Source organism: Pseudomonas palleroniana, assembly GCF_022836895.1.
GTDB lineage: Bacteria > Pseudomonadota > Gammaproteobacteria > Pseudomonadales > Pseudomonadaceae > Aquipseudomonas > Aquipseudomonas palleroniana.
Map to the genome: position 1 here is coordinate 1326746 of NZ_CP092411.1, position 19451 is coordinate 1346196.

Annotated in this window: 17 protein-coding genes; 8 read left to right on the forward strand and 9 right to left on the reverse strand. The window is 62.5% G+C overall.

Features of this window, described 5'->3' with window-relative positions:
* Positions 1-62: 62 nt before the first annotated feature.
* Genes hemL through MJP36_RS06025 form a run of 3 tightly spaced genes read right to left on the reverse strand, consistent with a single transcriptional unit; the run spans position 63 to position 2833 of the window.
* Positions 63-1346 (reverse strand): glutamate-1-semialdehyde 2,1-aminomutase, encoded by a 1284-nt coding sequence (gene hemL / locus MJP36_RS06015; protein WP_161548422.1) that lies wholly within the window; start codon positions 1344-1346, stop codon positions 63-65.
* A 30-nt stretch (positions 1347-1376) separates the two neighbouring features.
* Positions 1377-2003 (reverse strand): thiamine phosphate synthase, encoded by a 627-nt coding sequence (gene thiE / locus MJP36_RS06020; RefSeq protein WP_060754708.1) that lies wholly within the window; start codon positions 2001-2003, stop codon positions 1377-1379.
* A 32-nt stretch (positions 2004-2035) separates the two neighbouring features.
* Complete coding sequence (locus MJP36_RS06025; protein WP_198762408.1) at positions 2036-2833, reverse strand: hydroxymethylpyrimidine/phosphomethylpyrimidine kinase; 798 nt, start codon at positions 2831-2833, stop codon at positions 2036-2038.
* Between the two features lie 287 nt (positions 2834-3120).
* On the opposite strand from MJP36_RS06025, the gene MJP36_RS06030 reads away from it, so the two are divergent.
* From MJP36_RS06030 to MJP36_RS06045, 4 genes are all read left to right on the forward strand, one after another.
* Complete coding sequence (locus tag MJP36_RS06030; RefSeq protein WP_244385034.1) at positions 3121-5538, forward strand: hybrid sensor histidine kinase/response regulator; 2418 nt, start codon at positions 3121-3123, stop codon at positions 5536-5538.
* Between the two features lie 110 nt (positions 5539-5648).
* Positions 5649-7298, forward strand: a complete 1650-nt coding sequence (locus tag MJP36_RS06035) for an acyl-CoA dehydrogenase family protein (protein ID WP_104996055.1) — start codon at positions 5649-5651, stop codon at positions 7296-7298.
* A gap of 100 nt (positions 7299-7398) precedes the next feature.
* Entirely contained in the window at positions 7399-8871 is a 1473-nt protein-coding gene (amn, locus tag MJP36_RS06040; RefSeq protein ID WP_161548420.1) for an AMP nucleosidase, read from the forward strand.
* 72 nt (positions 8872-8943) lie between these two features.
* Positions 8944-9579 carry a pseudouridine synthase gene (locus MJP36_RS06045; protein ID WP_090365671.1) on the forward strand — a complete coding sequence of 212 codons (636 nt, stop codon included), beginning with the start codon at positions 8944-8946 and terminating at the stop codon, positions 9577-9579.
* Here MJP36_RS06045 and MJP36_RS06050 read toward each other — a convergent pair.
* Entirely contained in the window at positions 9574-9783 is a 210-nt protein-coding gene (locus MJP36_RS06050; protein ID WP_032884769.1) for a DUF2788 domain-containing protein, read from the reverse strand. The genes MJP36_RS06045 and MJP36_RS06050 overlap by 6 nt on opposite strands.
* Positions 9784-9988: 205 nt before the next feature.
* Positions 9989-10468 carry an Lrp/AsnC family transcriptional regulator gene (locus MJP36_RS06055; protein WP_003194418.1) on the reverse strand — a complete coding sequence of 160 codons (480 nt, stop codon included), beginning with the start codon at positions 10466-10468 and terminating at the stop codon, positions 9989-9991.
* A gap of 431 nt (positions 10469-10899) precedes the next feature.
* On the opposite strand from MJP36_RS06055, the gene MJP36_RS06060 reads away from it, so the two are divergent.
* Positions 10900-11949 (forward strand): DUF6515 family protein, encoded by a 1050-nt coding sequence (locus MJP36_RS06060; RefSeq protein ID WP_244385035.1) that lies wholly within the window; start codon positions 10900-10902, stop codon positions 11947-11949.
* On the opposite strand, the gene MJP36_RS06065 is transcribed toward MJP36_RS06060, so the two are convergent.
* Positions 11946-12839: a cation diffusion facilitator family transporter gene (locus MJP36_RS06065; protein WP_244385036.1), complete on the reverse strand. Its 894-nt coding sequence runs from the start codon at positions 12837-12839 to the stop codon at positions 11946-11948. The genes MJP36_RS06060 and MJP36_RS06065 overlap by 4 nt on opposite strands.
* A 9-nt stretch (positions 12840-12848) precedes the next feature.
* Positions 12849-13268 carry a hypothetical protein gene (locus MJP36_RS06070; protein WP_060754700.1) on the reverse strand — a complete coding sequence of 140 codons (420 nt, stop codon included), beginning with the start codon at positions 13266-13268 and terminating at the stop codon, positions 12849-12851.
* 253 nt (positions 13269-13521) lie between these two features.
* Here MJP36_RS06070 and hrpB point away from each other — a divergent pair, with 253 nt between their 5' ends.
* A complete protein-coding gene (hrpB, locus tag MJP36_RS06075; RefSeq protein WP_244385037.1) occupies positions 13522-16029 on the forward strand; it encodes an ATP-dependent helicase HrpB in 2508 nt (835 codons plus the stop codon).
* 63 nt (positions 16030-16092) lie between these two features.
* Here the strand turns inward: hrpB and MJP36_RS06080 are convergent, their stop codons facing one another.
* Together MJP36_RS06080 and MJP36_RS06085 are read right to left on the reverse strand one after the other, a co-directional pair.
* Positions 16093-17181 carry an endonuclease/exonuclease/phosphatase family protein gene (locus MJP36_RS06080; protein WP_244385038.1) on the reverse strand — a complete coding sequence of 363 codons (1089 nt, stop codon included), beginning with the start codon at positions 17179-17181 and terminating at the stop codon, positions 16093-16095.
* 41 nt (positions 17182-17222) lie between these two features.
* Entirely contained in the window at positions 17223-17882 is a 660-nt protein-coding gene (locus tag MJP36_RS06085; protein WP_126870832.1) for a YciC family protein, read from the reverse strand.
* Positions 17883-18063: 181 nt separating this feature from the next.
* Between MJP36_RS06085 and MJP36_RS06090 the strand changes: the two genes are divergently transcribed.
* Complete coding sequence (locus MJP36_RS06090) at positions 18064-18828, forward strand: DUF2076 domain-containing protein (protein WP_161548418.1); 765 nt, start codon at positions 18064-18066, stop codon at positions 18826-18828.
* Positions 18829-18956: 128 nt separating this feature from the next.
* Entirely contained in the window at positions 18957-19433 is a 477-nt protein-coding gene (locus MJP36_RS06095; RefSeq protein ID WP_104996049.1) for a LabA-like NYN domain-containing protein, read from the forward strand.
* Positions 19434-19451 lie beyond the last annotated feature (18 nt).

Genomic DNA, 19451 nt, shown 5'->3' on the forward strand with positions numbered 1-19451 from the left:
AGTCTGTAGGCAAAGTAGTAAATCAGGCGTCGCCCAAGGCAACGCCTGACGTGTTGTCACTGTTATTTCAACGCGGCGAAGGCACGCTCGGCAGCATCCAGGGTCAGTTTCAGCTCGGCTTCGCCATGGGCGATCGAAGTGAAGCCGGCTTCAAAGGCGCTTGGTGCCAGATACACACCGCCTTCCAGCATCAGGTGGAAGAAGCGTTTGAACAGGTCGGCATCGCTGCCCATGACGTCATCGAAGGTGACGATGTCGTCGGCACCGCTGAAGTACAGGCCGAACATGCCGCCCGCCTGGGTGGTGACAAACGGGATGCCCGCGGCATCGGCGCGCAGTTGCAGGCCGTCCAGCAGGCGCGTGGTGTAGTCGGTCAGCTCGGCGTGGAAGCCTGGGCGGCTGATCAGGCGCAGGGTGGTCAGGCCGGCCGCCATCGCCAACGGGTTACCCGACAAGGTGCCGGCCTGGTACACCGGGCCCAACGGTGCGATGTGTTGCATGATTTCGCGTTTGCCGCCGAAGCAGCCTACTGGCATGCCGCCACCAATGATCTTGCCGAAGGTGCTCAAGTCCGGCGTAACGCCGTAGTAGGCCTGGGCGCCGCCGAGCGCGACTCGGAAACCGGTCATCACTTCATCAAAGATCAGCACCACACCATGTTTGTCGCACTGTTCGCGCAAGCCTTCGAGGAAGCCTGGCGCCGGTGGTACGCAGTTCATGTTGCCGGCCACTGGTTCGACGATGATGCACGCCACGTCTTGGCCGACTTCATTGAGCATCTGCTCGACGGCGGCGATGTCGTTGAACGGCAGGGTCAGGGTGTGTTTGGCGAACGCCGCCGGTACGCCGGCCGAGCTTGGCACACCTTGGGTCAGCAGGCCGGAACCGGCTTTCACCAGCAGGCTGTCGGAGTGGCCGTGGTAGCAGCCTTCGAACTTGATGATGCTGTCGCGGCCGGTAAAGCCACGGGCCAGGCGGATCGCGCTCATGGTGGCTTCGGTGCCCGAGCTGACCATGCGCACCATCTCCATGGATGGCACGATGGCACACACCAGGTCGGCCATCTCGGTTTCCATGGCGGTCGGCGCGCCATAGGACAGGCCATGTTCCAGTTGCTTGCGCACGGCGTCGAGTACGTCCGGGTGGCTGTGGCCGAGGATCATCGGGCCCCAGGAACCCACGTAATCCACATAGCGTTTGTCATCTTCGTCGGTGACGTAGGCGCCTTCGGCATGCTTGAAGAACAGTGGCGTGCCGCCCACGCTCTTGAACGCACGCACGGGGGAGTTCACACCGCCGGGGATGTGTTTCTGGGCATTGGCAAACAGCGTTTCGGAACGGGACATGTCGGGGCTCTCTGAATTCAGGTGTGTTGTCTATTTAAGGCGCAGAAGGTCGTTGAATGCGCGGGCGCGGCGCGTGACTTCCTGGGTGCTGTCGGCACCGAACAGGCCATGCACCACGGCCAGCAGGTCGGCACCGTGGGCCACCAGTGGTTCGGCGTTTTCCAGGGTGATGCCGCCGATCACGCAGATCGGCAACTGCAACCGGGTGCGGGCCTGGGCGAGCATTTCGACGGTGGCAGCGGGGGCGCCAGGCTTGGTATTGGAATTGAAGAAACGGCCGAAAGCGACGTAGCTTGCGCCTTCCCTGGCGGCCTGCTCCGCCAGTTCGATCTGGCTGTGGCAGGTGGCGCCGATAATCGCCTTGGAGCCCAGCAGGGCGCGGGCAGGGGTCAGTGGGCCGTCGGTCTGGCCCAGATGCACGCCGACGCCCAGGCGTGCGGCCAATTCGGCGTCATCATTGATAATCAGCTGGGTCTTGTAGCGCGAGCACAGCTCTCGCAACTTCTCGGCTTCGCGCAGGCGCCGTGCTTCGTCGCTGCTTTTGTCGCGGTATTGCAACAGGCTCACACCGCCTTCCAACGCCGCTTCGACGTAGGCGAGGAATTTGCCGGCCAACAGTTGGCTGTCGGTTATGGCATACAGGCCACGTAGTTTCATCGGGCAGGCCTCTTGCTTTTAAGGACGAAAAGTTACGAGCAGAAATCCAGCGGCAGCCGGCGCGGCACGAACTGGCCCTGGCCAAGTTGTTCGGCGTCGCGCAGGGTCCGCCAAGTGTAGTTGAGCGCCGATTGCACGGCGCTGGCCAAGCCTTCGCCCTGGGCGATGCGGCCGGCCAGCGCACTGGCCAGCGTGCAACCCGAGCCGTGGTAACTGCCGGGCAAGCGCTGGCAGGTAAAGGTCTGGCGGCTGCCGTCACGGCTGTACAGGCGGTTGTGCACTTCGTGCTCGTCGCCATGGCCGCCGGTGATCAGCAGGTGCTTGATATAGGGCAACAGCTTCTCGGCGCATTCATCCGCCGTCCCCTCAGGCAGCTCGGCGAGGATGCGCGCTTCAGGCAGGTTCGGCGTGGCGATCAGCGACAGCGGCAACAAGCGCTCACGCATCGCATAGCCCACTTCGTCCTTGCCCAGGCTGCCACCACCGCCGGCGCGCAGCACCGGGTCGCACACCACTGGCAGGTGCGGATGCGCCTGTAGCAGTTCGACCACGGTGTCGACCATTGCGATGGAACCCAGCATGCCCAGTTTGACCGCCGCCACTTCGGAGTCGCTGAGCACGGCATTGGCCTGGGCCAGCACCCATTCGCGGTCGAGCACGCGGAAATCACTGACGTTGACCGTGTTCTGCACGGTCAACGCGGTGACGGCCGGGGCCGCATGGCAGCCCTGGGCGAGCAGGGCTTCGATATCTGCCTGCAAGCCGGCACCACCACTGGGGTCGTGGCCGGAGAGACAGAGGACAACGGGACGAGAGCTGTAGATATTCATGGTGCGCGAGCTTACCACCAAACGCTTTTGGCGTGGCTGTCGGGCGTGGGGGGAATTAATGGCTTGAAAACCACCTGGATATTCCCCGCCAATGATCTGGCTGAGCCCATGAAAAAGCGCTGAAAGCCTCGTGATAGAGGCTTTCAAAAAATTATTTCAATAGTGTCTAATGGCCTTTACTGGCTATGCTAGAGTGGATTCAAACAACTCACGGTATCGCCGGTGTACGTCTACTCAAAAGGAATGGGGGGCTTTTGACATAACCGGACAGTCCACGCTGGGGCTCTATGCGCTATTTGCTGATCTTATTGTTGTGCGGGTTGCCGCTGCTCGCCAACGCCGTCGACTTCGATCAGCAGACTCGAAGCCTGCCGCTGGGCCGGGTCATGCAAGTGCTCGAAGACCCCACGGATGCCCTCACCATCGCCGAAGTCAGTTCCCCGGCTTACGCTGCCCAGTTCAAGACCCATGACAAAGCCACCCTCAATGCCGGCTATTCGCGCTCGGTGTTCTGGCTCAAGGTCGACCTGCATTACCTCGCCCAAGACCCTCGCGCCCCGCGTGGCTGGTTTCTGGAACTGGCCTATCCGCCGCTCAACCATGTGGACCTGTACCAGAAGGACGGCACCGGTCACTACCGCCTGACGACGCGCACGGGCAGCGCCCTGCCGTTTTCCAGCCGTGAGGTTCGCCAGAGCAACTACCTGTTCAAGCTCAACTTCGTGCCCGACCAGCAGGAAACCGTCTATCTGCGCCTGCAAAGTGAAGGTTCGATCCAGGTGCCGCTGACACTGTGGTCCGGTACCGCCTACCTGGAACAGCAACCACTGCGCCTCTACGTGCTCGGGGCCATCTATGGCGTATTGCTGGGGATGCTGGTCTACAACCTGTTCATCTACTTGAGCGTGCGCGACACCAGCTACCTCTATTACATCCTCTACATTGCCTCGTTCGGCCTCTATCAACTGGCGGTCAATGGCGTGGCCATGGAGTATTTCTGGCCGAACAGCCCGTGGTGGGCGAATGCGGCGGTGCCGTTCCTGATCGGCTCGGCGGCGCTGTTTGGCAGCCTGTTCGCACGCAGCTTCCTGCACACGGCGCAGCACAGCCGCTGGCTTGATCGTCTGTTGCTGGCGTTAGCGGCCTGCGGCGCGGTGGTGATGGTGCTGGCGCTGCTGACCAGCTATGCACTGGCCTTACGCCTGGCGACCGGCCTGGCGCTGGTGTTTACCGTGACCATCTTTTTCACGGCCATCAAGGCCTGGTTCTGTGGCCAGCGCATGGCGCGTTATTTCATCATTGCCTGGTCGGCGTTCCTGCTGGGCGGGGTGGTCAACACGATGATGGTGCTGGGCTACCTGCCTAATGTGTTCCTGACCATGTATGCCAGCCAACTCGGCTCGGCCATTGAGGTGGCGTTGCTGTCCCTGGCCCTGGCCGATCGCATCAACGGCATGCGTGAGCAACAGGCGCAAATCCTCTTCGACGCCAGCCAGAAGCTCGAAGTGCTCAACCAGCAATTGGCCCGCAGCAACCGTCTCAAGGACGAATTCCTCGCCACGCTGACTCACGAGTTGCGCACGCCGATGAATGGCGTGATCGGTTCCCTGGAGCTGATGCACACCGTGCCGCTGGACGATGACTTGGCGCAGTACCAGCAAACGGCTGCCGGCTCGGCGCGGGACATGATGCGCATGGTCAACGGCATCCTCACCTTGACCGAACTGCAAGCCGGGCGCCTCACCGCTCAGCCCCAGGTATTCAGCCTGCGTGGCACCCTGGATACCTTGCGCCAGCAGTTCAGCGCCAGCGCCCAGAGCAAGGGGCTGGCGTTTTCCATCGATATCGCCGATGAACTGCCGGACCGCATGATCGGTGACGCGGGCAAACTCACTCAGTGCCTGGATTGCCTGCTGGACAATGCCTTCAAGTTCACCCACGAGGGCAGTGTGCGCTTGCGCGTGGTGGGCGTGCCACATGCGGATGGCGGGTTGCGTTTGAGCTTTATCGTAACCGACACCGGCGTGGGCTTCGCCTTTCTGGACGAGGCCACGCTGTACCAACGCTTCTTCCAACTCGATGGTTCGACCACTCGCGAATACGGCGGCCTGGGTATTGGCTTGGCGATTTGCCGGCAGTTGATCGAGTTGCTGGGCGGGCGTCTGACCCATCATTCCGAGCCGCGTAAAGGCAGCCGGTTCCAGTTGGAGATGGAAGTCGGCGCGGCGCCGTCTGAACTGAAAGTGCCGTCTGAACCGAAAGTCGCCCTCGACAGGCAGCGTGCTCCTCAGGATTGCGCGGTGCTGTTGGTGGACGACAACAGCGTGGGCCAACTGGCGGTACGCGGGATGTTGCTCAAGCTCGGTTACCGGGTGAAAACCGTAGACAGTGGCGCGTCAGCCCTGGCGCTCCTGCAAGACGAAACCTTCGATGCCGTGTTGCTGGATGTGCCCGAAGGTGGTTTCTCATTGTGCTGTCAGATCCGTGCCTTGCCGGGGTGCGGTGAGTTGCCGGTGATTGCCTTGAGTACCTCTTTGCAGGTGCCGGAGCGTGAGCGTTGCCACGGTGTCGGCGTCAGCGACCGCCTGTCAAAACCCGTGCGCTTCGACGCTTTGCAGGCGGTGCTGGAGCGGCGTGTGCTGTGCTCGGTAGAGGGCGAAAGCGCCGGACATTCGGCGTTTATGCCACTTTTTAAAGGCCGATGACGGTGCTTAACTGAAACTTCGGCCCTACCGGTAGGCAGCGTGCAGCAGCGAGCAAGCTCGCTCCTGTAAACCGCCTTGATCGACGTGGCCTTTATTTCAGGAGGCCCGCCATGAACCTGCACTCGTTCGCCGAAACCCACGACGTCACCAACCAACCGCCCTCCCTCGACGGTACCAACCTCTACCGCGTCGACTTGCCCCTGCAAGAATGGTCGCGGCGTTTCGGCGCCGGCTGGGCGCAGACACGTATCGATGCTTACGGTGCGCTGGCCGGTGGCCCGTTGATGGAAGCCGGGTTCCTGGCGAACCAGAACAAGCCGGTGTTCAACAGCCATGACCGTTATGGTCATCGCATCGACCTGGTTGAATTTCACCCGGCTTATCATGAACTGATGCGCACCGCCGTCGAACATGGCCTGCCGTCGCTGCCCTGGGCCCATCCGCAGCCCGGTGCCCATGTGGCCCGCGCTGCGATGACCTACCTGCACAGCCAGGCCGAAGCCGGTACCGGTTGCCCGCTGACCATGACCTTCGCCTGCGTGCCGGCGCTGCGCCTGCAACCGGACCTGGCGCAGACCTGGCTGCCCAAGGTCCTCAATACCCAATACGACCCGCGCAACGTCGGCATCGCGCACAAGGGCGGTGCCACCATCGGCATGGCCATGACCGAGAAACAGGGTGGCACCGATGTGCGCGCCAACACCACCCGTGCCTACCCGGTGGGCGCGGGCGGCCCCGGGCAAGCCTATGAACTGGTGGGGCACAAGTGGTTCTGCTCGGCACCGATGTGCGACGCGTTCCTGACCCTGGCCCAGACCGACAAGGGGCTCACCTGTTTCCTGCTGCCCAGGCACCGCCCGGATGACACGCGCAACGAGTTCTACATCCAGCGCCTGAAAAACAAGCTCGGCAACTGCTCCAATGCGTCCAGCGAAGTGGAGTTTCGCGGCGCCCTGGCCTGGATGATCGGCGAGGAGGGGCGTGGCGTGCCGACCATCATCGAGATGGTCGCCATGACTCGCTTCGATTGCATGGTCGGCTCCAGTGCCCTGATGCGCCAGGCGCTGACCCAGGCCAGCCATCATTGCGCCCATCGCTCGGTCGGCGGCCGCGTGCTCAGCGAGCAACCGCTGATGCAAAACGTACTGGCCGACCTGGCCCTGGAGAGCGAAGCCTCCCTGGCATTGAGCCTGCGCATGGGGCGGGCATTGGACCATCTCGCTGACGAGCAGGAAGCCAAGTTCGCCCGGCTGGTCACGGCGGTGGGCAAATATTGGATCTGCAAGCGTGCGCCGGCGATGATCAACGAAGCGGCCGAGTGCATGGGCGGCGCCGGTTATGTGGAGGACAGCATCCTGCCGCGCCTGTACCGTGAGGCACCGGTGAACTCGACGTGGGAAGGTTCGGGTAATGTGCAGTGCCTGGACGTGCTGCGGGCGTTGTCCAAAGAGCCGGGCGTGCTGGAGGCACTGTTCGTCGAACTGGGCAGCGGTCACGGCGATAAACAACTGGCGCGGCATATCGAACAGTTGAAGACGGCGTTCATGGACACCCAGGATATCCAGTACCGCGCACGGCAACTGACCGAGGATATCGCCCTGGCCTTACAGGCAAAGCTGTTGCTGGAAGCGGGGAATGCGGCGGTCAGTGACGGGTTTATCGCCAGCCGGCTGGGGGCATCGTCCGGCCGCGTGTATGGCACCTTGCCGCGAGGGGTGGAGGTCGAGGCGATTGTTGCGCGTTCCACGCCAGCCCTTTGATGCGCTCGGTCAAGCCCACCCATTTTGCACGCATTTCAATCCTTGGTTTCCGTCCAGCAGGGATACAGGCAAGATAAAGGCCTGCAAGTCAGAACACAGGATGCTTACCGTGACCGAAGCTTTTGTTGTCGTTCAAACCGCTGAAGAAGCCGTGGACCGGCTGGCGGCTCTGCATGAGCGTGCTACCGGCGCGCTCAATCAGGCTCTCAAGCAATACCTCAAGAACCGCGTCGAACCCGACGCCGAACAGCGCGCACTGTTTCGCTACCCGGAACTGCGCCTGACCTATCACTGCCACGGTGAAGTCCCACAGACCACCCGGGCATATGCCAAGGTTCAACTGCCGGGAACCTACAGCGTTACCGTCACCCATCCTGCGGCGTTCCGTAAGTATCTGCTGGAGCAACTGGTGCCGCTGATGCACGACTTCACCGTGACGGTAGAAGTGGGCGTCAGCCAGCAGAACATCCCTTACCCGTACGTGGTGGAGCAGGGCGACGAACTGGCCGGCTCCGGCGTTACCGCCGCGACCCTGGCTCGCGTATTCCCCAGCACCGACCTGTCCGCCGCCACCGACGGCATTGCCGATGGCCTCTACGATTGGGAAAACACCGACCCGCTGCCTCTGGCACTGTTCGATGCGGCCCGCGTGGACTTTTCCCTGCGTCGCCTGGTGCACTACACCGGTAGCGACTGGCGCCATGTGCAGCCGTGGATTCTGCTGACCAACTACCATCGCTATGTTGACCAGTTCATCGTGCATGGCCTGGAGCAACTGCGCAGCGATCCGCGCTTTATCCGCATGGTGCTGCCGGGCAACGTGGTGATCGACAAGAGCATGGATCACGGCGAAGCCTCGGCGATTGCCGCCGGTGTGGTCTGGCACCGCTATCAGATGCCGGCCTACCACTTGCAGGCCGCTGACGGCCACGGCGTGACCCTGGTGAACATTGGCGTCGGCCCGTCCAACGCCAAGAACATCACCGACCACCTGGCTGTGCTGCGCCCCCATTGCTGGCTGATGATCGGCCACTGCGGCGGCCTGCGCCAATCCCAGACCATCGGCGACTACGTACTGGCCCACGCCTATATGCGCCGCGACGGGATTCTCGACCGCGTCGTACCGCCGAACATTCCGATCCCGGCCTTGGCCGAAGTGCAACTGGCGCTGCAGCAGGCCGCGGCGAATGTCACCGGCGAGAAGGGCGAAGAGCTGAAAAAGCGCCTGCGCACCGGCACCGTGCTGACCTACGACGACCGCAACTGGGAACTGCGTTGGGCCCAGGAACGGCCGCTGATCAACCTGTCCCGCGCCGTGGCGGTGGACATGGAAAGCGGCACCATTGCCGCCCAGGGCTACCGCTTGCGTGTGCCTTACGGCACCTTGCTGTGTGTGTCGGACAAACCGTTGCACAGTGAGATCAAGCTGCCAGGTTCGGCCAACGCGTTCTACGAGCGTGCGGTCAGCCAGCACTTGAAGATCGGCATCGAGGCGGTCGACCTGTTGCGCACCGAGCTCAACTCGCTGCACTCGCGCAAGCTGCGCAGCTTCGACGAACCACCGTTCCGCTAAGCGGTTGGGATGGTCATTTAGCGGTCAGGCCACTAGCATTGTCGGTCCTGACCGTTAGATGTTCTTTTTGCCATGTCCCGTCCCACTCGCCCCGACTCGCGCCGCCCAGGCGTGAAACCTCCGTATTCCGCTGCGCGGCGTGTCGCCAAGGCGCCCCCGGCCGAGCCGAAGCTGATCCTGTTCAACAAGCCGTTCGATGTACTGACCCAGTTCAGCGACGAAGGTGGGCGTGCGACCCTCAAGGACTTTATCGACATCCCCGGTATCTACCCGGCCGGTCGCCTGGACCGTGACAGCGAGGGGTTGTTGCTGCTGACCAATGATGGGCAACTGCAGGCGCGGATTGCCGACCCCAAGCATAAGCTGGCGAAAACCTACTGGGTGCAAGTCGAAGGTGAGCCGACGCCAGAGCAGCTGCAACGCCTGCGTGACGGCGTGGAGCTTAACGACGGCATGACCCTGCCCGCCGAAGCGCGCCAATTGGATGAGCCCCAGTTGTGGCCACGCAACCCACCGGTACGCTTTCGCAAAAGTGTGCCGACGTCATGGCTGGAGTTGGTGATTCGCGAAGGCCGCAATCGCCAGGTGCGGCGCATGACGGCGGCGGTTGGGTTGCCGACCTTGCGCCTGGTGCGGGTACGCATTGGCGGCTGGTCGATCGATGGCCTGGATCAAGGCCAGTGGAAGGAAGTGCCGGCGCGTTTATAGGGCGCCGGATTCGATCAGGCCGATCACCACGCTTTTGATGATGAACGCTGCCACGCCCAGCCCCAGTACGAAAAACAGGATGAACGAGCCAAAGCGACCGGCTTTGGACTTCTTCGCGAGGTCCCAGACGATAAAGCCCATGAAAATAATCAGGACAGTGACCAGGCCGGTCATCATCCATTCTTCAAACAGGGCGGGGTCGATGTTGTTCATGGGGATTTTTCCGACAGTGAAGGCGGCGAGTATACGGCAGCGCTACTGACGCAATATTGACCTGGATCGAAGTCCGTTCCAACTGTGGGAGGGGGCTTGCTCCCGATAGCGGAGTGTCATTCACTGGATGCATCAACTGACACACTGCCATCGGGAGCAAGCCCCCTCCCACATTGGATCGCGATTGGTCCTGGGGTCAGGTGCGCAGGTGGGTCAGGGGCAGTTCGGTGCTGTTCAACACCTGGTTCAGCACAAAGCTCGACCGCACGCTGGTCACGCCTTCGATGCGGGTCAGGTGGCCCAGCAGCAATTTTTGATAGTGGTCCATATCCGGCACCACGACTTTCAACTGATAGTCCGCATCCATCCCGGTCACCAGGCTGCATTCCAGCACCTGGGGCAGGGTGCGGATGGCCGCTTCGAAGTTCTCGAAACGCTCTGGCGTGTGACGGTCCATGCCGATCAATACATAGGCTGTGAGGCTCAGGCCCAGCATCTTGCGGTCGAGCAAGGCGACCTGGCGCGCAATGTAGCCGTCGTCTTCCAATTGCTTGACCCGGCGAGAGCAGGGCGACGGTGACAGGCCGATGCGCTCGGCCAACTCCTGATTGGAGATCCTCGCGTCGCGCTGCAATTCCGCCAAAATACTCAGGTCGTATCGGTCAAGCTTGCTCATTGGGTTGGCCTTTGTCGTAACTATTGCGGTGAATTATCTATGAAGGGTTAAAAATTGCGCAAGCACTGTTTATTGACGCAATCTTCGCAATCATCTGTCGGGCACACGCGGGTATCGTTATCAACAGAATCACCGCCTGGACAACAGTCCACTTCCAGCGAGCCCAATCAGGCACGTTGCGGCCGCCGCCCCAGCAGGGTTGAGCCGGCCTCCAGGCTGCACACTGTCTACCAGACGGCGTGAGGTGAGCCAACGTCAAAAGCGTTGAGCCAGGACAAAATTCTCAAGGGGTGGCCGACGGGTCGCCCCTTTTTCTTTGCCTTGAGAAAATTGTTCTCGTGACTGATAACCTGTCTCAGAACCGGGTGAGGCTTTTCCAGTCTCATGTATGAGGCCGGGTATCCAGGCCCTAATCCGCAGTGAGGAATAGCATGAAACGCATCTGGCGTTTGGCAGGTGTAGGTTTGCTGATGGTCACCGTCAGCGCGCAAGTGATGGCTGATGACCCCCGTTCTGAAGGCGGCGGCCAACATGAAAGAGGGCCGGAGGGTGGGCGGCAGGGCAACGAACCGCCCCGCCCGCAAAACAACCAGCCCCGTCCACAGAATCAACATTTCGAGAACAATGCGCCGCGCCCGCAAAACGAACATTTCGAGCGGGGCGAGCAGCAGGGGCACGGGCAGTGGCAAGGTCGGCCGCAAGGCGCCGAACCACCTCGGCCGGCGCCGCAGCCTGCGAATAACCTGCCGATCCAGGGGCGCCCGGACACCGTTCGGCAAACCCAGGAGCCGCGTCAGGGTTACTACCAGGACATCCCGCGGCGTAATGACGGCAATCCGCATTGGCAGCCCGGTAATGGCCCCGGGCCGCGTCCCGGCGGCGGTTTCAACAATGGCCGGCCCGATGATCACCGTTGGCCCGGCCGCCCCGATGGGCACGGCAATGGCTGGGGCCCAGGCCCGCAATATCGACCGGGATATGTCGTCGACCGTTTCCCCGAGCGTAATTACCGCGTGCCCTACCGTGGCCAGGACTATTTCTTCTCCGGTGGCTACTGGTATCGCCCGCAAGGCCCGCGTTATGTGGTGGTAACGCCGCCGTACGGTATCCGCGTGCAATACCTGCCGGATTACGCACGGGAAGTGTGGGTGGGCAGTGCGCTGTTCTTCCTCGCGGCCGGCGCCTATTACACCTACGAAAGCAGCACCCAGCAGTACGTGGTGGTGCAACCGCCGACCCAAGTGCCGACGCCGCCGCCGGCGCCACAGGGCAATGGTTACGACGTGGTGGCCTACCCGGCCAACGGCCAGTCACCAGCCCAGGTGCAACAGGACGGCTATGACTGCTATCGCTGGGCGGTGCAGCAAAGTGGTTTTGATCCGCAGGCGGTGACCTACGCCCCGGCGCCTGCGGTGGTGCAAACCTACCGTCAGGCCCAGGGCAACTGCCTGAGCAGTCGCGGTTATCAGGTGCAGTATTAGGTTTTATTGCCCGTGACCACTTCCCGCGGGTCGGCGTGCACCAGCACTTCGGCACGCGGGTAGGCTTGGTGAATGGCGTCGGCGGCTCGATCGCTGATGCCATGGGCGACTGACAGCGTCAATTCCCCTGGCAATTCCAGATGCAACTGCACGAACCAGTGGCTGCCGGAGATTCGCGTGCGTAAATCATGGGCGCCCAATACACCGGGGACGCCACGGGCCAGTTCCAGCATGTGCTGGCTCACGTCCGCTGGCAGTTCCTCGTCCATCAATACAGCAAAGCTCTCCCGGGCGATCTGGATGGCGCTCCACAAGATGTAGGCGGCAATGCCGAGGCCGAACCAGGCGTCGACCTGATGGTAACCAAAACCCGCCAACACCAGCGCCACCAGGATGCTGCCGTTGAGCATCAAGTCCGAGCGGTAGTGCAGTGAGTCGGCGCGCACCGCGTTGGAGCCGGTTTCACGGATGACCCGGTGTTGCAGCATCAGCAGCGCCACCGTCATCAACAGCGAAAAGACGATCACCCCGATACTCAACCACGGCGCGCCGACGGGTTCCGGATGCTGCAAGCGCTGGTACGCCTGGAACGCGATCAACACCGCGCTGCCGGCGATAAACAGCGCCTGGGCCATGCCCGACAGCGATTCCGCCTTGCCGTGCCCATAACGGTGGTCGTCATCGGCCGGGCGCAGTGCGTAATGCACGGCGAGCAAATTCAGCAGCGAGGTCACGCCATCGAGCAGCGAGTCGGTCAACCCGGCGAGCATGCTCACCGAGCCGCTGAACCACCAGGCGATGGCCTTGGTGATAATCAGCGCAGAGGCCACGCCCACTGAAGCGCGGGTGGCCAGGCGCAGGAGCCTGGCGTGTTCAGGACTGCTGGTCATGGACGATCCTTAGGCAGCGGGTTGCAGGCCCAGGGCGGCCAGTTGTTGCACGCTGCCCTTGAACTGGATCAGGCGCGGGTCATCGAGTGGCAGGCTGCGCCCGGTTTCTTTCTGGATGATGGTTTGCAGCTTGGCGTTGTCGACTTTGCCGTCTGCGCCAATGGCTTCGTGGAGTTTTGCCGGGTCAACCTGGGCGGTCTTGCCCGGTTCGAAGTAGATGGCGCCGGTGGCGAAGTCCACGCCGAACGCGATCAGGCCGGGGATCACATAGAACAGCAGGCCCACGGCGTCGAGCACGGCAATCGCCGGGTCGATCTTGCCGTCGATCTGGCCACGGCGGTCCGGGTAGAAGATCGAACCGCAGGCGGTCAGCTGGCTCAACAGGGTGACGGCGAGGACACCGCCGATGATGCGGGAAGCGATACGCATGGAAACTCTCCTGAACACGTTTTAAGGGTGAATATAAGCCAGTTTTGTCAGGCGACGATGATCAAGTGTGGGAGGGGGCTTGCTCCCGATGGCAATGTGTCAGGCAACTGCTTGGCTACTGACCCACCGCTATCGGGAGCAAGCCCCCTCCCACAGTTGACCGCGTCGACAGCCCAGAACCGTGGTGTTGTTGAGACCATCATCGGCATCCGGCAGTTCGCCGTTATACTCGCCGCTCTGTTCTGGAGCCAGTATGAATTCGTTGCCGATTGATGAAGTTTTACCCGCCCTGCGTGACGCCTTGGCGATTCGCCATGAAGCCGTGCTGGAAGCGCCGCCCGGCGCCGGTAAAACCACCCGCGTGCCCTTGGCCTTGTTGAACGAGCCGTGGCTGGCCGGGCAAACCATCCTGATGCTCGAACCCCGGCGCCTGGCGGCCCGCGCCGCGGCCGAACGCCTGGCCAGCGAGTTGGGGGAAAAAGTCGGTGAAACCGTCGGTTATCGCATTCGCCTGGACAGCAAGGTCGGCCCGAACACCCGTATCGAGGTCGTCACCGAAGGCATTCTCACCCGTCGCCTGCAGGACGATCCGGCACTGGAGGGCGTGGGCTTGCTGATCTTCGACGAATTCCACGAGCGCAGCCTCGATGCCGACCTGGCGCTGGCCCTGAGCCTCAACGGCCGCGAGCTGTTTCGTGATGAACAGCCGCTGAAGATCCTGTTGATGTCGGCCACCCTCGAAGGTGAACGCCTGGCGAGCCTGCTGGAGGATGCGCCGATCCTGCGCAGCGAAGGGCGCATGTTCCCGGTGCAGGTGCGTTGGGGGCGGCCGTATCAGGCCGGTGAATTTATCGAGCCGCGTGTGCTGCAGACCATCCTTGAGGCCTTGCAGGACGAAGCCGGCAGTGTGCTGGTGTTCCTGCCGGGGCAGGCGGAAATTCGTCGGGTCAACCAGCAACTGGCGGACGCCCTGGGCGAGCGCAATGATGTGCTGCTCTGCCCGCTGCATGGCGAACTGGACCTCAACGCCCAACGTGCCGCCATCGACCCGGCGCCTGCCGGTAAACGCAAAGTGGTACTGGCTACCAACATCGCTGAGACCAGCTTGACGATTGACGGCGTGCGCGTAGTGATCGACGCCGGGTTGGCGCGGGTGCCGCGTTTCGACCCCGGCAGCGGCATGACCCGTCTCGATACCCAGCGCATCTCCCGCGCCAGTGCCACGCAGCGCGCCGGCCGGGCGGGGCGTCTGGAGCCGGGGGTGTGTTATCGGTTGTGGTCCGAGGATCAGCATGAAGGTCTGGCGGCGTATGGCAGCGCGGAAATCCTCGCGGCGGACCTCGCAGGCCTGGCCTTGCAGCTGGCGCGTTGGGGCGTGGCCCCGACGCAACTGGTGTGGCTGGATGTGCCGCCGACCGCCGCCTATGCCCAGGCTCAGGATTTGCTGGTACGCCTGGGCGCGCTGGAGGACGACAAGCTGACCCCGCACGGTCAGAAAATGGCCGAGTTGCCGGCGCATCCGCGTATCGCTCATTTATTGCTGCGTGGGCAGGACCTGGGTTTGGCGGCCACGGCCTGTGAGGTGGCCGCCCTGTTGGGCGAGCGCGATATCCTGCGCGGTGGCGGTGCCGATTTGCACAGTCGGTTGGCCTTGCTGTCCGGCGAAGAGCGCGCACGTGGCACCCAGGGTGGTGTGCAAAGAGCCAGGCAATTGGCCCGGCAGTACCGTGGTTATCTGCGCGGCAAGGCGACTCAGGCGGTGGCTGATCCCGACCACCCGCGCTGGCTCGGCGCCTTGCTGGCCCTGGCCTACCCGGACCGCGTCGCGCAACAACGTCGCCCGGGTGGCGCCGAATACCGCCTGGCCAATGGGCGCGCCGCGCTGTTCGCCGAGGCTGACAGCCTGATGAAACAACCTTGGCTGGTGATCGCCGACCTCGGCAGCCGCCAGGGCCAGCGGGAAGAACGCATCTACCTCGCGGCGGATTTCGACCCGGCGCTATTCGATACGGTATTGGCCGAACAGGTGCGCAACGTCGACCAGTTGGATTGGGACGAGCGCGAAGGCGTGCTGCGCGCCGAGCGCCAACGCAAAGTCGGCGAACTGGTGCTCAGCCGCGAGCCCCTGACCGGCCTGGATGAGTCCGCCCGCAGCCAGGCGTTGGTCAACCTTATCCGCCGCAAGGGGCTGGCGCTGTTGCCCTGGACCCCGGAGCTGCGCCAATGGCAGGCCCGTGTCATGCTGCTGCGCCAGCTGGACGCCGGAAAAACCAGCGAATGGCCCGACCTTAGCGACAGCGCCTTGCTCGCCAGCCTGGAGCACTGGCTGATGCCGTACTTGGGCAAGGTCTCGCGCCTCAGTCATTTTTCCAACCTGGATATCTCCAGTTTTCTCCACAACCTGCTGCCCTGGCCGCTGCCACAGCGCCTGGACGAACTGGCACCGCAGCATGTGAAGGTGCCATCGGGTTCGTCGGTGCGACTGGACTACAGCGAACAGCCGCCGATCCTGGCGGTGCGCCTGCAGGAATTGTTCGGGTTGGCGGATACGCCGCGCATTGCCGGTGGGCGGCAGGTGGTGAAGCTGCACTTGTTGTCGCCTGCGCGGCGCCCGGTGCAGGTGACGCAGGACCTGGCGAACTTCTGGCGCAGCACCTATGCCGAGGTGAAGAAGGATTTGAAAGGGCGCTATCCAAAGCATTACTGGCCGGATGATCCATTGGTCGCCGAGGCGACGGCCCGGATCAAACCCCGCAAGTAGCCACAACAGAGAACAACTGTGGGAGGGGGCAAGCTCCCTCCCACATTATTTCGGGGGTGCCTGTCAGGGCGCGGCGGGCAGCAGGAACCGGGCAATCACCGGCAAATGGTTGGAAATGCGCAACGTATCCTCCTGCCGCACCTTGGCTTCGACCCGCTTGATGCGTGGGCTGTAGAACAGATAGTCCAAGGTGCGATCCGGGCCGTCGAGGCTTGGGTCGTTGGGGTAGTGCGTCAGCCATTTCGCACGGTCGATGCCGCTGGCTTCGTTGTTGCTGGGGATCATCGGGTATTTGTCCCACAGCAAATGCAACTCGCTGTCCGGCGAATACTGACCGCGCTTGCCCGCTTCCAGGCGCAGGAACTGCCCCAGCGGCAGCAGGTTGAAATCCCCGCCGATCAACCAGGGCGTGCCTCGGCCTTCGAGCTTATCCAGCAGCTTCACCGTTGCCTTGACTTGCTCATCGACCGCCGAGCGCCCAGGCATATCGCGACCCAGACGCGTATTGAGCACCGCCAGTTGGCCGCCATCGCTCAGCGGCAGGTACGTCAGCAGCAAGGCCGGCTTGGGTTGGAACTGGCGGCTGATGAAGTTGCCGGGCGATACCGGCAGTTGCAGGCGTTCGGCGTGTTCGATCTGGTAGCGGCTCAGGGTCGCCAGTTTGCGGCCGACACTGCCGAAAATATGCAGGCTGGGGATGAAGTCGGCTTTCCAGTCGAACGCCTGGGCGCTGCACGGGTAAAGGTCGACCAGGCGTTCCTGCAACAGGGCCAGTTGGTCTTGATAGTGGGATGGCTTGGCGTTTTCGTCGAGTTCCTGCAGCAGCAGGATGTCGGGTTGTTCGTCACGGATCACCCGCGCCACTTCATCGAGGCTGTAGGCCATGTCTTCCACGGTCGGACGGTCGTCCGGGCCGCTGCCGTCGGGAGTGTCGTACCAGAACACGTAGTTTTTGCCGGCCAGGTATTGCACGTTCCAGGTCATCACCTTGAGCGCCTGCCCCGGCAGCAGGGTCGGCGCGCGGGGGGCGCCACAGCTGACGGGCAGGGTTTGCTTGTCGGCGGGGCGCCAGGTCAGGCTGTAGATCAGGGCAGTGAGCAGGCCTGCGATGATCAGCAGGCCCAGCAGGAAGATGCGCAATAAACGGGTCATTGGCTCGGCTTATCAGCGTGTCAGGACAGGCACGGAGCATATCACCGTGCGTCGGCGTCGCCACCGATCAGCATGAATAAACGGAACAACACCACACTGGTAAACAACTGCAGGAAACTGTGGGCGCTGTCCATCAACAGCCCCAGTAACGGACCCGGGTCTGGATAGGCCGCAGCGCTGGCGCCTTTGAGCAACCACAGCGGCGTCATCACGCACAGCAGGCAGACCAGGATTCGCCAGAAGTGCCCACGGCTCAGGCGAAAGCTTTCCTTCATCGCGTCCAGTGCCGGCATGCCGCGCAGCACCAGCAGGTACTCGGCAAACGCCAGCACCACCATCAGCCACAGGCCGGGCAGGAAGTACAACGACAAGCCCAGCAGAATCAGCAGCGTGCTCATGGCCGTCAGCAGGGCGAAGCGTGGCCACAGGGTCAGGGCCATGGCCCAGACATCTTTAGTGCGCGGCGACTCGCCGCGGGTGCGCGCATCCAGAAACAGGATCAGGGCGCCGGTGTACAGCGGATACACCAGCAGCCCGACGACCACGCTGTAACCGGGGAACGCATCCGGCCCCAGCGTGTGGTCCAGCACCTGTTGCAGCAGGGCTTCGAGGATCACCAGCGGCAGGCACAGCTGGACGATGGCGCCCAGGTTGCGTTGGGTGAAACGGAAGGAGTCGCGCAGTACGTCTAACGGATTCATCAGGTTCATCGCAGGCCAAAAAGCAAGGCCCACACTTTAACCGATCAGCGCTGGCGTTAAGCAAACGTAAACCTTAGGTAAAGACTATTGAAACGTCTGGTAACAGCCCCATAACTAGTCGCGTAGCTTGCCTGGTCCCAGGCAGGCCCATGATTTCTACCGGCAATCTAACGAGGTCGCCATGAACAGCGAAGAGCAAACCCTGATCGATGGACTGTTTTCACGGTTGCAACAAGCCGAAAAGGACTCAGCCCCCCGCGACGCACTGGCCGAAGCGCGGATCAAGGAGCACATGACTCGCCAACCGGCCGCCGGGTACTACATGACCCAGTCGATCCTGGTGCAGGAACACGCGATCAAGAGTCTCGACGCGCAGAACAAGCAGCAGGCACAGCAGATCCAGCAATTGCAGGATGAGCTGCAACAAGCCCGTTCCCAGGCGGCCCAGCCTGCGCCGAGCAGTGGCGGTTTCCTGTCGAGTATCTTTGGCGGCGGCTCCCGCGATCCGCAACCGGCTCAGAGCGCGCCGGCGTCGACGGGTGGCGGCTGGCGTGAGCCGGGGCGGCCATCGTTCGGCCAACCTGCGCCGCAACAAAACTACGCTGCACCGCCGCAGAACTATCAACAGCCGCAACAGGCACCGGCAGCGCCGATTGGCAGTGGTTTTCTCGGTGGCGCCTTGAAAACCGCCGCTGGTGTGGCCGGTGGTGTGATGCTGGCCGAAGGCATCAGCAGCTTGTTCAACCACAACTCTCAACAGCCGCAGGTCGTGGAAGAAATCATCCGCGAAGAGCCCGCGCCGGCCAGTGACAACGGCAACTGGGGCAATGACGACCAGCGTTTCGCCGGGAATGACAGTTGGGGCGGCAACAACGCTGACAACTTTTCAGACAGCAATTATTCCGACGATCCCTCGTCTTTTGACGACGACGATTCCTACGTCTGACCTGCATTCAACCGGGGCGCTTCGTCGCCCCGGGCTGATTTTTCTCGGAAACTTTCCCGTGGCTGGCATACTGGCGCCTTTGCGGACCTTCGTGTCCGGCGTCCAAGTGGTAAGCCTGGGGAAGTGCGGTGAAAAAAATTGCGGTGTTCGCCGATGTACAAAACCTCTATTACACCGTGCGCCAAGCCTATGGTTGCCACTTCAACTACGCCGCCTTGTGGGCTGACATCGGTTCACGCGGGCAGATCGTAGAGGCGTATGCCTATGCCATCGACCGTGGCGACAGCAAGCAGCAGCAATTCCAGCAGATCCTGCGCAACCTGGGCTTTACGGTAAAACTCAAGCCCTACATCCAGCGCAGCGATGGCTCGGCCAAGGGCGACTGGGACGTGGGCATCACCCTCGACATCATGGATGCCGCCGACCACGTCGACGAAATCGTACTGGCCTCCGGCGACGGTGATTTCGACATGCTGCTCGAGCGCGTTATCCACAAGCATGGCGTCGAAGCCGTGGCCTACGGTGTCCCGGGGTTGACGGCCAACTCACTGATACGCGCCGCCAGCCGCTATGTGCCGATCGAAGGCGCGCTGCTGCTCAAATAGAACGCTGCGGCTTGATAA

Coding starts and splice junctions, on each gene's coding strand:
- hemL (WP_161548422.1), bottom strand. CDS start 1,346: ATGTCCCGTTCCGAAACGCTGTTTGCCAATGCCCAGAAACACATCCCC.
- thiE (WP_060754708.1), bottom strand. CDS start 2,003: ATGAAACTACGTGGCCTGTATGCCATAACCGACAGCCAACTGTTGGCC.
- MJP36_RS06025 (WP_198762408.1), bottom strand. CDS start 2,833: ATGAATATCTACAGCTCTCGTCCCGTTGTCCTCTGTCTCTCCGGCCAC.
- MJP36_RS06030 (WP_244385034.1), top strand. CDS start 3,121: ATGCGCTATTTGCTGATCTTATTGTTGTGCGGGTTGCCGCTGCTCGCC.
- MJP36_RS06035 (WP_104996055.1), top strand. CDS start 5,649: ATGAACCTGCACTCGTTCGCCGAAACCCACGACGTCACCAACCAACCG.
- amn (WP_161548420.1), top strand. CDS start 7,399: ATGCTTACCGTGACCGAAGCTTTTGTTGTCGTTCAAACCGCTGAAGAA.
- MJP36_RS06045 (WP_090365671.1), top strand. CDS start 8,944: ATGTCCCGTCCCACTCGCCCCGACTCGCGCCGCCCAGGCGTGAAACCT.
- MJP36_RS06055 (WP_003194418.1), bottom strand. CDS start 10,468: ATGAGCAAGCTTGACCGATACGACCTGAGTATTTTGGCGGAATTGCAG.
- MJP36_RS06060 (WP_244385035.1), top strand. CDS start 10,900: ATGAAACGCATCTGGCGTTTGGCAGGTGTAGGTTTGCTGATGGTCACC.
- MJP36_RS06065 (WP_244385036.1), bottom strand. CDS start 12,839: ATGACCAGCAGTCCTGAACACGCCAGGCTCCTGCGCCTGGCCACCCGC.
- MJP36_RS06070 (WP_060754700.1), bottom strand. CDS start 13,268: ATGCGTATCGCTTCCCGCATCATCGGCGGTGTCCTCGCCGTCACCCTG.
- hrpB (WP_244385037.1), top strand. CDS start 13,522: ATGAATTCGTTGCCGATTGATGAAGTTTTACCCGCCCTGCGTGACGCC.
- MJP36_RS06080 (WP_244385038.1), bottom strand. CDS start 17,181: ATGACCCGTTTATTGCGCATCTTCCTGCTGGGCCTGCTGATCATCGCA.
- MJP36_RS06085 (WP_126870832.1), bottom strand. CDS start 17,882: ATGAATCCGTTAGACGTACTGCGCGACTCCTTCCGTTTCACCCAACGC.
- MJP36_RS06090 (WP_161548418.1), top strand. CDS start 18,064: ATGAACAGCGAAGAGCAAACCCTGATCGATGGACTGTTTTCACGGTTG.